This window comes from Bifidobacterium myosotis (assembly GCF_002259745.1).
Lineage (GTDB): Bacteria > Actinomycetota > Actinomycetes > Actinomycetales > Bifidobacteriaceae > Bifidobacterium > Bifidobacterium myosotis.
On the sequence record NZ_MWWW01000005.1, the window covers coordinates 157750 to 169359 of the forward strand.

Below are 11610 nucleotides of genomic sequence, written 5' to 3' on the forward strand. Positions count from 1 at the left end.
TCGCGATCGAGGGAGATCAATATGCCGAAAATCAGGCATTCCCATGGAAACCATCCGCAGAAGCCGCCGCGAAGCAAGTGGGGAACCGTGCTGGCCCGTTATGACAGAACCGGCATGCTAATCGCATGGCAGGTTCGATATCCGAATCCATTAGAACCCGGCAAACGCGTCCAACGCCAGTTCAAGCCGGATCAGGAGCTCGAAGCCCGTAGATGGCTGGAAGCCGAAAAGTACCTTGTCAGCCTCCATCGTAACGGCATCGCCGAATGGGTTCATCCAACAGAACGAAGCCGACGAAAAGCCGTCGTGGAAAAGAGCCAGACACAACGCAATATGTTGTTCCGCGACTATGTGATGCGATGGGCCGAGGAATACCGGCTGCCCGACGGCAATGGCATCGCCGGTGGCACGCGTCGCAATCTTTATCTGGACATTGGCCATTTTCTGCCAAGTCTTGGAGACCTGCCGCTTAACGAGATCACTCCGTCCATCATCAAGGCTTGGTATGATGCGCCTCACCCGGAAGGCCGGTGGGCATTCCGACGCTCATGCATGCGGCTGAAGGCGGTACTTGAGTCAGCCACCCGTGGCGGATTGGATGGTTCGGAGCCATTGCTGTCCTTCAATCCCTTCATATTCCATATTCCGCCAGCGCCACAGCCCGCCCGCATCAACGTGCCGCCGGTGACTCCTTCCGAATTGATCCTGCTGGCGAATGCCATGCCCGATTACACCAGACTGTCCGTATTCCTCTCGACTTTAGTGGGTGGTCTGCGATGTGGCGAACTATGTGGGCTGCAGGTGCAAGACATCGATCTGAACAGGCAGATACTTCACGTCCGGCATTCCGTGAATCGCGGTGACGCTGACAGAGGGGATCTCCAATTCGGTAAGACGAAAACGGAATCCAGCATCAGGAACGTACACATCCCGGATACGCTGATTTCTCTTATTCGACAGCACCTTTCTGATTACTGCGATCTGACCCGACCGGATTCGCCGGTGTTCGTGCCCAAACGTGCAAGAATCATGTCCCAGACAACGCTGGACGGCCAGTTCGCCAAAGCCCGGTTGAAAGCAGGACGCCCTGATCTGACATTCCAAGCATTACGAGCCAGCCATGCAACATTACTCATGATTCAGGGTGGAACGTTGCGGGAAGTCATGAATCAATTGGGACACGTCAGTGAGAAGGTTGCCATCCGGTACTACCAGCTCACCGTCGCCTCACATCAGAGTCAAGTGGTTGACGAGCTTGCCGAATCATTTATGAGCGGTATCCAGCGGCGTGAATTCTAGACCAAAGTGATGCACCATCGCGATACGTGACTCACCTTCGTATAGGAAATGCCGTGAGGGATCTGAATCTGGTCCCTCACGGCATTTCGGTATCTGACTGGTCGAAGTCTCACAATCGCAGCATCAGACGGATTGGAAGCGCAGATAGTCCGTTAACTCCCACACCGTATCTTGCAGCCGACGGAGTTCGGAGTCTCGGCTGAGAGTACGCCATTGCGCCGCATACGCCTCCATCCAGATCTCCAATGCTTCGGCAAGGTTCACCGCGTCGTCATGCTGAATCGCCTCACCCGATTGCACAGTGCCAATGACCCCGGTCTCGGACGCGAGTCGGAGGCCAACTCGGTTCAGAAGTCGCTGCCCCTCGATGGCTACGCGAAATGCAGCGGCATCCCCGTTGGTCCAAGGTCCTGAGGTCGCGGCGATTGCGGAGATTCGACGGGCACTGGTCTGTAGAAGGTGATCTGCGGTTTCGCCGAGCGTGACGTGATGTTTCAGATAGCGGAACAGCATCCGTCGGGATTCCGCAAGTGACGGTGCCCGGCTTCCGTCCTGAAGGGCGCGGACCACGTCGTCCGGTCGTTCGTCTTCCGGCAGCAGTCCTGGGATGGTTTGCAGGACCCCGGTGTTGACGCCGCCCCGTCCGTCATCAAGTTCCAGCCATGTGATCAGATGGTTCCATTCGAAGCTGGCCGCATGACTGGCATGGGTGAGGATATCAAGCAGTTCGCCGCTGGCGTCGCGGTATTCGAGTCGGGAGATGCGGCGGAGCATGTCGGCCTCGTCGGGGATGCGTCCGGGGTTCCATGCCTCCTGCGCGCCGATGATCATTCCGGGGATGGCCATGCGCGGGTCGTTGACGTGGCCGAGGTCGCCCCAGTCGGTGACGAGCATGCCCTGCGCGCCGTATTGCGTGCCGTAGCGGGCCATGCGGGTGATGTTGTTCCAGGCGTCGTCGATGCGCGGCAGGAGCGCGTTCCAGCACCATACGGCGGGGCATACGATCTGCGTGGCGCCGGATCGGGCGACGGTGCGGATCTTCTCGTCGGTGACTTGCGGGTCGTACTGCCAGTTGAGCAGGGTGACGGTTTCGGGGAGTCTTTTCAGGATTTCGGGGTGTTCGAGGGTGATGTCGCCCCACATCATCGGCTTTTTGCCCTGGGTTTCGAGGTGGCGGCACAGGCGGGTGACGTAGTCGGCGTACATGGCGGCGACGCCGACCTTCTCGGCGAGGGGTTTGGAGCGGCCTTTGCCGAGGTCGAAGGTCTCGTCGGCGCAGATGTTGAATTTGTCGGAGCGGAACAATTGCAGGTAGTCGTCGATGAGCTTCGTGGACAGGGTGAAGGCGCGGTCGTCGCTGATGTTCAACGTGTGGTGGCGCATGCGGTCGATGAACCCGAACGGCTCGTCGGCGCTCTCGGGGAATTCGCCGAGGTCGCGCAGGCTTTGCGTGCGCAGGGCCATGTAGAGGTGGCCGAACGTGGAGACGGACGGCACGAGCTCGATGCCTCGCTCGGTGCAGTAGTCGTCGAATTCGAGGATGTCGCGCGGGGTGAGCGGGCTGGAGCCGCGCCAGGTCTCGCTCATCCCGTCGAAGGCGAAGGTGTGTTCGACGTAGAGCTGGAGCTGGTTGTACTTGTAGAGGCAGAGTTTGTCGGCCCAGGTCTTGAGCCAGTCGAGGGTGGGGACGCGCCCGCGGGTGACGTCGAGGTAGTAGCCGCGCGTTTCGAAGGCGGGCTGGTCCTCGATGTGCAGGCAGGGCAGGGCGGCGCCGCATTGGCGGATGAGCTGGCGCAGGGTCTGCACGCCGTTGCGCACGCCCTCGAAGTCCGCACCCCTGACGGCCACGCCGTCCTTGGTGATGTCGAGCGTGTACGCGCCGGACGGACGCGCATGGAGATCGTCCAGTGTCGTCAATGTGATGAATCCAGGCCAACGGTCACCCGTGGCGATGTCCCATTCCAATCCCGTAACCGCACGGATGTCGTCGGCAAGTTGTGTTGCGAGTACCTGCCGTTCGTCTCCGAACGCACGTGGCTCGTTGACTCGGCCGCACATCGGCAGCAGTGAGACGCCCGCCTTGTGTTGTACGGTCTGCGGCGTGGGAATGATGGTCCATCCCTTCAGGGTTGCTTGATCGCTCATGGAAGTCCTTTCTCAGTGGTTCACCTTTGATTGCGGTATATTGCGTTTTGGGTTCCGAGATGACGCGCGGCGCCGGAACCACTCGCGGAAATGGTCCCGGCGCCGCACGCATTGTTCATCGCTCCGTTTGTGTTATTTGACGGCTCCAGTGGTGACGCCCTTCATGATGTTGCGTTGAATGATCATGAAGAAGATCACGACGGGCAGGGAGAAGATGACGGATGCGGCCATCTGTCCGCCGAAGTCGGTGCCCATGGTGGGCGTGGAGAACGAGGAGAGCCATACGGGCAGCGTGTACTTGGACTGGTCCTTCATGAACGTGTAGGCGGTCATGTAGTCGTTCCAGGCGTTGATGAACGCGAACACGGACGTGGACACGATGCCGGGCGCGGCCAGGGGGAAGGTGATCTTCCACAGGATCTGCCAGTCGTTGGCTCCCTCGACGGCCGCGGACTCGAAGATGTCCTTCGGGATGTTCAGGAAGAAGCCGCGCATGTTCCAGATCGCGAACGGCAGGACCATGGCGATGTACGCGAGGATCAGGCCGCTGTACTTGTTGAGCAGGCCGAACTGGTTGAAGATGATGAACTGCGGGATGATGCCGCCCGAGGTCATCTGGATGGCCAGCACGAACACCATGATCGCCTTGCGGCCGCGGAACCGGTAGAGGGTCAGGGCCGCGCACGCGAAGAACGCGAGGACGATCGACAGGACGATCGACACGGCGGTCACGATCACGCTGTTCTTCAGGTTCGTCAGAAACGAGGTCTGGGTGACGGCCACCATGAAGTTGTCGATCGACAGTTTCGTGGGCCAGAACACGGGCGTTGCGGTCATGATCTGGTTGCGCGGCTTGATCGACGTGACGAACATCCAGTAGACCGGGAAGATCCACACGATGCAGAACGCGACGGCCAATACGATCGTGCCGATGCGGCGCAGCTCGGCCGATGCGCTGCGCTTGGCGCGCGGCGCGATGCCGTGGTTTGCGGTTGCCATATTCATGGTCACAGGTCCTCCCCGGATTTGAGCAGGTATCGGATGTACACGCTCGTCAGGGCGAGCAGGATGAGCGTGACCAGCACGCTCGCGGCGGCGCCGGTGCCGATGTCGAAGGACACGAACGCTTTCTTGTAGGTGAAGATGCCGATCGTCGCGGTCGTCTCGCGGGGTCCTCCCTGGGAGACGAGCCAGATCTGGTTGAACACGTTGAAGTCCCAGATCACCGACAGCATCGTGATGACCATCAGGCTCGGTTTGATCAGCGGCACGGTGATCTGCCAGTAGCAGCGCAGCTTCGAGCAGCCGTCCAATTGGGCCGCCTCAAGGCAGGACTTGTCCACCTGCGTGGTCGCCGCGTACAGGTTGATCGCGATGTACGGGACGGCCTGCCAGACGACCAGCAGCCAGATCTCCAGGAACGCGAGCCACGTGTTGTCGGTCCACGACAGGTTCGTCACGTCGCCGAACAGGCGGGTCTGGGTCAGCAGCCAGTTGATCACGCCGTACCCCGGCTGGAACAGCCACTTCCACACCACCGACGAGGCGACGTTCGGCATGGCCCATGCGAAGATCAGCACGAATGTGACCAGCCAGCGCATCACCGGCCCCAGTTTGGTCATCAGCTGGGCCACGCCCATGCCGATCAGCACGCTGCCGGCCACGAGGGCGGCCGCGAACCCGAACGTGCGGGCCAGCGACTTGTAGAACTCCGGGTCGGCCAGCACGTTCTCGTACTGGTCGAACCCGACGATGTTGAACGAGCCTGTGAACAGGGTCTTCTGGTTGAAGTCCGTGAACGACGTGAAGACCAGGAAGACCAACGGCACCACGACCAGCGCGACGATGATCACGCCGGCGGGAGTCAGCAGCCACAGGGGCGTCAGATTGCGACGCCGTTTCACTACGGGGACGGCGGCAGCCGTCGATTGCGCATTGCTCATCACGCTTCCCCTACTTCTTCGCGTACAGGGAGTCCGCATGCTCGTCGAACGACTTGGCGGCGGCCTTGGCCGTGGTCGCTCCGGTGGCGATGTCGCCGAAGCAGTTCAGGGAGCTGTCGTTCTCGATGGTCAGCCATTGCGGGGACGCCGGTGTGGCTTTGGTGTCCTTCGCCGATTCGAAGAAGCCGGTCAGGTAGGACGGGAAGTCCGCGGACTTCATGACCTCGTCGAGGCCTTCGACGTAGTTGGGCATCCATCCGTCCTTGGCGAACACGTAGTCCTTCTGGATCTCGGGGCTCGCGGCGATCTTGATCCACTTGAGCGCCAGCTCCTGACGCTTGCTCTTCTGCGCAACGCCCCACACCGAACCGGCCATCATCGCCGGCTGGAGCTTGCCGCTGGCGCCGGGCATGGGGAACGATCCCAGATCGTCGGTCGTGAGGTCGGGGTTGTACTGCTGGATGGTGCGGATGCCGGCGCTGTTGTTCAGGATCGCACTGGTCTTGCCTTCGGCCAGCAGCTGGCTGAAGTCGGGGTTGCCGGTGTCCAGCGAGCGGGATGCCTCGGAGGACCACTTGTGCTGGAATTCCAGCCATTGGTCGATGCCCTTGAGTGACTTGTCGCTCGACAGGGTGCTCTTCCAGGTTCCGTCCGACTGCTGTTCGGCGAAGTCGCCGCCGGCATCCCAGATCCACCGTGCCGCCGACTTCCAGTCACGCCCCGGCATATAGAACGGGGAGAAGTCCTTGTCGGTGTTCGCGTCCCGGAGCTTCTGGAGATCGGTCTCAAGCTCCTCGTACGTGCTCGGAGGATTGTCGATTCCGGCCGCGGACCACATCTTCTTGTTGTAGATCACGGCGCCGGCGGCTCCCAGCGCGGGGATGCCGTACAGTCTGCCGTCGATGGTGGCGGGCTCCTCAAGGCCGGACAGCCAGGTGTGCCCCTGCCTCATGTCGTCGGCCTTGTCCGTCAGATCCAGAAGGCCGCCGCTCACGGCGAACCCTGCGACCTGCGTGTTGCCCAGATCGATCACGTCCGGCGGCGTGTCCGTGGACAGCGCGGTCGTCACCTTCGTGTTGATGTCGGCCCACACCTGGGTCTGCACATCGACCTTGACGCCCGTCTCCTTGGTGAACCGCTCGTTGATCGCCTTGATGGTGTCCTCGCTCTGGTCGCCCTGCATGATCCACACCGTCAGCTTGCCGCCTGCGGATGCATCCTGCTGTGAGCCGCCGGACGGGGCTCCCATCGAGCATCCCGACAGGGTGAGCGCCGACGCGGCCGCCAAGGCGATGGCCGCTGAAATCCTCTTCGTTCTCATGATGGTTTCCTTTTCCTGGAATGCCTGCCCGACGCCGTCGTTCGGAGGAATGGCGCGACGTGCCGCTGCGCACGACGGTCCCGGGTCCGTATCCGCCCGCGCTGCCGTGCGCGGGCGATGCCGCTACGGACGCCGTTGCCGACGTCCGTAGCGATACCGAGGAACATGACGCCACACCACTTCTGGGCATCGCGCCGCAGCAAGACCGGATATTTTGTTAGCAAGCCTTGCGTAATTCCTGTAGTTGGTTTCAACCTCCTTGAGAGCCAAGGATATGACGCCTTAACCTTTTTGCAAGTCAGTCGAACAAAATAATGGATGTGGTGCACCCCGTCTGTTGGAGATTGGGGAATCTGGTTTCGGCGCGCCGATGGTCCGTCGGCACCGGGGTCTGGTCAGCAGGCGATGAGGGACGCTCCGAGCGCGCCGATCGGAATCGACGCATCGGCGAGCCGCAGGCGTTCCGTCAGCCGCAGACCCGCGATGAATCCGCTGGAGGCCTCCCTGTTGCGCAGTTCCCCGCGCAGCGCATCAAGCAACGGGGACCCGGCGCGGGAAACACCGCCTCCGATGACGATGACCGAAGGATCCGCGGCCTGGGCGACGATCTGCACGACGTCGGCGAGGGCATGCAGCGCGATGCCAAGAACCCGTTCCGCTTCGCCATCGCCGCCGTCGGCCCTCGCGAGGATGTCGGGCAGCGGAGGATCCGCGACGGGCCACATGCGCCGCAGGCCCCCTCCCGAGCATGCGGTCTCCAGGCATCCGCGCTGACCGCATTTGCACGCCATGCGGTTGGGGTCCACCGGCAGGTGGCCGATCTCCCCGAGGGCGCCGGTGTCGCCGCGTTCGACGAGACCGGCGCGAACGAAGCCGGCCGCCAGCCCCGTCCCTAGGTTGACGAACGCCATCCTGCCGTGCTTGAGCCGGTCGGGTAGCGTTCCATAGGCTCCCAGCGCCGCGGCGTTCACATCGTTGTCCACCCACACGGGAAGGCCGAGCATGCCGGATGCGCGACCTCCCAGCTCCAGGTTCTCAATTCCGAGATTGACCACGTTCTCCACGCGCCCGGTGTCGCGGTGCACCAGCCCGGGGATGCCGATGCCCACCGATCTCACCTCATCGAACCGCATTCCGGCCACCTGCCGCACGATGGCTACCGCATCCTCCACGACCTCGTCACCGCCTTTCCGGGCTGCCTTGCGCGCGGATGCGAGAACCGTGCCGGCCGCATCGGTCAGCACCGCCTCGATCTTCGTTCCGCCGACATCCACGCCGACGCGCAGGTTCTCTGTTTCCGGCGTACCACTGGCATTCATCGTCATGACGATCTCCGTTCCCGAGGGCGGACTCCTGTTTCGTCCGCCCGCCATTATGTTCGGAATCCTTACATATTGGATTCGGGAAGCGATGATACACCACGCCACGCGCGCTTGGCGGCGGGACGCACGTGGCGTCAGGACGAGGCCGCCGCGGACAGCCCGCGCCTGCCCACGATCTCGCGCAGCACGGAGACCGCCTGCCCCCGCAGAGTGGCGTCGTCACCGAGCTCACACCGACGCACCCGCATACTGCTCTGGTAGTCGTTCCGCGACAAGGAGTTGACGGTCTCGTCGCATGCATTGAGCAGCGTCTCGCCGACGATGTCGGGAGGTCCGTAGACGGCGATGTCATGAAGATTCAACAGGCTCGCCGGCATGGCCAGAGCTCCGCCGAGCCTCGCACCAGCTTCGGCCAGGATGTCCGCGCGCCGATTCGGGTCCTGGCGAATGCGGTCGCGCAACGCGATGGCGGAGACGTAGGTCTCCAGGCAGCCGCGCTTGCCGCAGGTGCATGCCGGACCATTCGGGTCGATCACAACATGGCCGATCTCACCGGCCGCATGGTCGTCGCCATCCACGAACTCGTCGTTCAGCAGCACCGACGCACCGATGTCCCGGGTGATCTGCACGAGCAGGCAGTTGGGATTGCCGTGCTCGAGGAAGCGGTCGGCGAGCAGTGCGGCGTTCGCGTCGTTGTCCACTCGGACCGGCAACGAGAACTCGCCTTCGAGCATGTCGCGAAGCTCCACGTCGTCCCAGCCGAGATTGGAACTGGATATCACCCTCCCCGCACCGGAGACCACGCCGGGGACTGCGACGCCGATGCCGACAAGCCCCGAACCGGCAAGCCGGATCATCTGACCGACAAGCGAAAGCACGTCGTCGAGATCGACCCGATCGCCATCATCAAGCACACGTTCGCGACGCTCCACGATTCTGGCCCGCAGATCCATCACGGCGCCGGTCATCACATACGGGCGCGACAGATCGATGCACACCAGACGAAGCACGTCCGTATCGATGGCCAGCAAGGTGCCCGGCTTGCCGCGGCCATCCCGTTTCCCCGACCCCAGTTCACGTAGCAGGCCGTCGTCGATCATCTCGCCGGTCACATCCGTGGCGGTGGCGCGCGAGAGCCCCGTCTCCTTGCATAGGTCGGCGCGCGACAGTTGCCGGTCGGGGAACAGCAGCCGGAACAACAGTCTACGGTTGTTGGCCCTTGCGTCGCTGGGATTGGATTTAGCGTACATGGGAGCCCTCCTCGGGTGAGACGATTGCGGAAATGCGGAATCACATTATCGGGACGGACATCCCGGCGTCATCCTCGAACGGCTTTCAGAATAACACCCATCAGGGGACTGACAATATGAAAACCCCGGCACTTTGACAAGTTTCCCATCTCTGTACATAATCATGTTCGACATCCAAACAAAATAGTTGCGACATACGGCCAAAGACGGTCAAGCACGGAAAGAAGACCAACATGAACAACACCACACGCGCAGCCATAGCCACGGCCGCCATCGGAGCCCTGCTCATCCCGCTCGCGGGATGCGGCAACACGACCACAAGCTCGGGCAAGACCGAACTGACGGTATGGTCATGGGACGCCAGCATCGATCGCGCCGCCAAAAACTTCATGAAGGCCAACCCCGACATCACGGTGAAGGTGAGCAACGTCGGCAGCACCGAGGAGACCTACACCGCGCTCAACAACGCGGCCCAGGCCGGCAACGGCCTGCCCGACGTCACCCTGATCGAATACCTCGCCATCCCGCAGTTCGTGCACTCCGGCACGCTCATGGACCTGAGCAAGATCTACGACACCGTCAAGCTCAAGGACACGTTCACCCCCGGCACCTGGAGCTCCGTGAACATCAACGGCGGCCTGTACGCGATGCCCGCCGACTCGGGCCCGATGGCCTACTTCTACGACAAGGACGTGTTCGACAAGGCCGGCATCAGCGAACCGCCGACCACCTGGGACGAGTTCTACGAGGACGCGAAGAAGATCCGCGCCACCGGCTCCTACATCACCTCCGACTCCGGCGACGCGGGCCTGTTCAACGCGATGATGTGGGCCATGGGCGGCCACGCCTACAAACTCAACGACGAAAAACTGACCATCAATATCACCAAGGACAAGGGCGCCCAGCGGTTCATGGACCTCTGGCAGAAGATGCGTGACGAGGACCTGATCGACGTCCACACGAAGACCTGGACCGACGACTGGATGAAGTCACTGGGCGACAGCTCCATCGCCAGCCTCATCAGCGGCGCATGGATGGCCAACAACCTCCTGCAGGGCGTGCCCCAAGCCACCGGCAAATTCCGCGTAGCCCTCCTGCCCACCATCGACGGCACGCCCATCAACGGCGAATACGGCGGCAGCGGACTGGCCATCACCAAGAAGATCCCCGACGGCAAACTCGACGCCGCCAAAAAGTTCGTCGAATACGTCACCACCAACGACGAAGGCATCGACGCCCGCGTATCCAACGGCAGCTTCCCCGCCACCACCAAGACCCTCAACCAGAAGGACTTCCTCGCCAAGACCACGCTCAGAAACGCCGACGGCAGCGACAACGAGTTCTTCGGCGGCCAGAAATACAACGAGGTCTTCTCCCAGGCCGCCAAGGACGTCACCGGCAAATGGGAGTTCCTGCCCTTCGAACCCTATGCCCGCTCCATCTACAACGACAATATGGGATCATTCTTCTCCGGCAAGGAGACTTTCAAGGCTGCCGCTGACAAGTGGCAAAAGGCGCTGAAACTCTACGCCGAAGATCAAGGTTTCATCATCCATTGATTTGATTCCCTGATTTCAGGAGATAGCTATAGCGCTGGCTATGACTTATCTTGTTCGTTTAGTATTCCTCCCGTTATTATAACGGGAGGAATACTAAAGTTGGATGCTCCAGTCGCATGATTCGACTACGTGGTCGGAGTGGGTGGCGATGATGACGATGCCGCCGTTGCCGGCCATGTCGCGCAGGGTGTGGATGACCATGTCGGCGTTGTCGTGGTCGAGAGCACCGGTAGGTTCGTCGGCGAGAATGACTTCAGGTTGTTTGACGATGAGGCGCGCCAGTGCGACGCGTTGTTGTTCACCGCCGGAGAGCTGGTAGACCAGCTCCCTTTGGCGGTCGGCCAGACCGACCCGTTGCAGGGCGTGGGAGATGGTGGTCTTCCTTACCCGTGACGGGAGGTGTGGCAGGGCGACGTTCAGGTTTTCCTCGATGGTGGCGTTGTCGATGAGCGCGTAGTCCTGGAACAGATAGCCCAGGGTGTGTTTGCGGAACATTCGCGCGCCGTGCGCGTGGTATCGGGTGATGTCTCTCCCGTTCACTTCTATCGCGCCGCCGTCCGGCTTCTCCAAGAGGCCGATGCAGTTCAGCAGTGTGCTCTTGCCGGATCCGGATGGTCCGGTGAGAGCGATCATCTGTCCCGAATGGGCCGAGAATCCGAGGTCCTTCCACAGCAGGTGATCGCCGAAGGATTTGGACAGGCCCCGGACGTCAAGCCGTGTGCTCACCGGCGTGCGATCGGGCATGTGGCCGGATAATGCGGTGGTCATCGT

At 61.8% G+C, this 11610-nt stretch carries 9 protein-coding genes; 2 read left to right on the forward strand and 7 right to left on the reverse strand.

Translation table 11 applies throughout. The features are described 5' to 3' along the window. Positions 1-21 precede the first annotated feature (21 nt). Positions 22-1299 carry a tyrosine-type recombinase/integrase gene (locus tag BMYO_RS03440; RefSeq protein WP_094667168.1) on the forward strand — a complete coding sequence of 426 codons (1278 nt, stop codon included), beginning with the start codon at positions 22-24 and terminating at the stop codon, positions 1297-1299. A gap of 123 nt (positions 1300-1422) precedes the next feature. On the opposite strand, the gene BMYO_RS03445 is transcribed toward BMYO_RS03440, so the two are convergent. The 6 genes from BMYO_RS03445 to BMYO_RS03470 form a co-directional block, all read right to left on the reverse strand. Beyond that, positions 1423-3444 carry a beta-N-acetylhexosaminidase gene (locus tag BMYO_RS03445; RefSeq protein WP_094667169.1) on the reverse strand — a complete coding sequence of 674 codons (2022 nt, stop codon included), beginning with the start codon at positions 3442-3444 and terminating at the stop codon, positions 1423-1425. 132 nt (positions 3445-3576) lie between these two features. Then, positions 3577-4443 (reverse strand): carbohydrate ABC transporter permease, encoded by an 867-nt coding sequence (locus BMYO_RS03450; RefSeq protein ID WP_094667200.1) that lies wholly within the window; start codon positions 4441-4443, stop codon positions 3577-3579. A gap of 8 nt (positions 4444-4451) precedes the next feature. Next, a complete protein-coding gene (locus BMYO_RS03455) occupies positions 4452-5387 on the reverse strand; it encodes a carbohydrate ABC transporter permease (RefSeq protein ID WP_169713154.1) in 936 nt (311 codons plus the stop codon). A 10-nt stretch (positions 5388-5397) separates the two neighbouring features. After that, positions 5398-6708, reverse strand: coding sequence for a sugar ABC transporter substrate-binding protein (locus BMYO_RS03460; RefSeq protein ID WP_206603768.1), 1311 nt, complete (start codon positions 6706-6708; stop codon positions 5398-5400). 395 nt (positions 6709-7103) lie between these two features. Next, positions 7104-8033 (reverse strand): ROK family protein, encoded by a 930-nt coding sequence (locus BMYO_RS03465; RefSeq protein ID WP_094667170.1) that lies wholly within the window; start codon positions 8031-8033, stop codon positions 7104-7106. 131 nt (positions 8034-8164) lie between these two features. Further along, positions 8165-9280, reverse strand: a complete 1116-nt coding sequence (locus BMYO_RS03470) for an ROK family protein (RefSeq protein WP_094667171.1) — start codon at positions 9278-9280, stop codon at positions 8165-8167. Between the two features lie 233 nt (positions 9281-9513). On the opposite strand from BMYO_RS03470, the gene BMYO_RS03475 reads away from it, so the two are divergent. Next, complete coding sequence (locus tag BMYO_RS03475) at positions 9514-10839, forward strand: ABC transporter substrate-binding protein (protein ID WP_055427644.1); 1326 nt, start codon at positions 9514-9516, stop codon at positions 10837-10839. A 93-nt stretch (positions 10840-10932) separates the two neighbouring features. Here the strand turns inward: BMYO_RS03475 and BMYO_RS03480 are convergent, their stop codons facing one another. Continuing rightward, positions 10933-11607, reverse strand: coding sequence for an ATP-binding cassette domain-containing protein (locus tag BMYO_RS03480; RefSeq protein ID WP_201780449.1), 675 nt, complete (start codon positions 11605-11607; stop codon positions 10933-10935). Positions 11608-11610 lie beyond the last annotated feature (3 nt).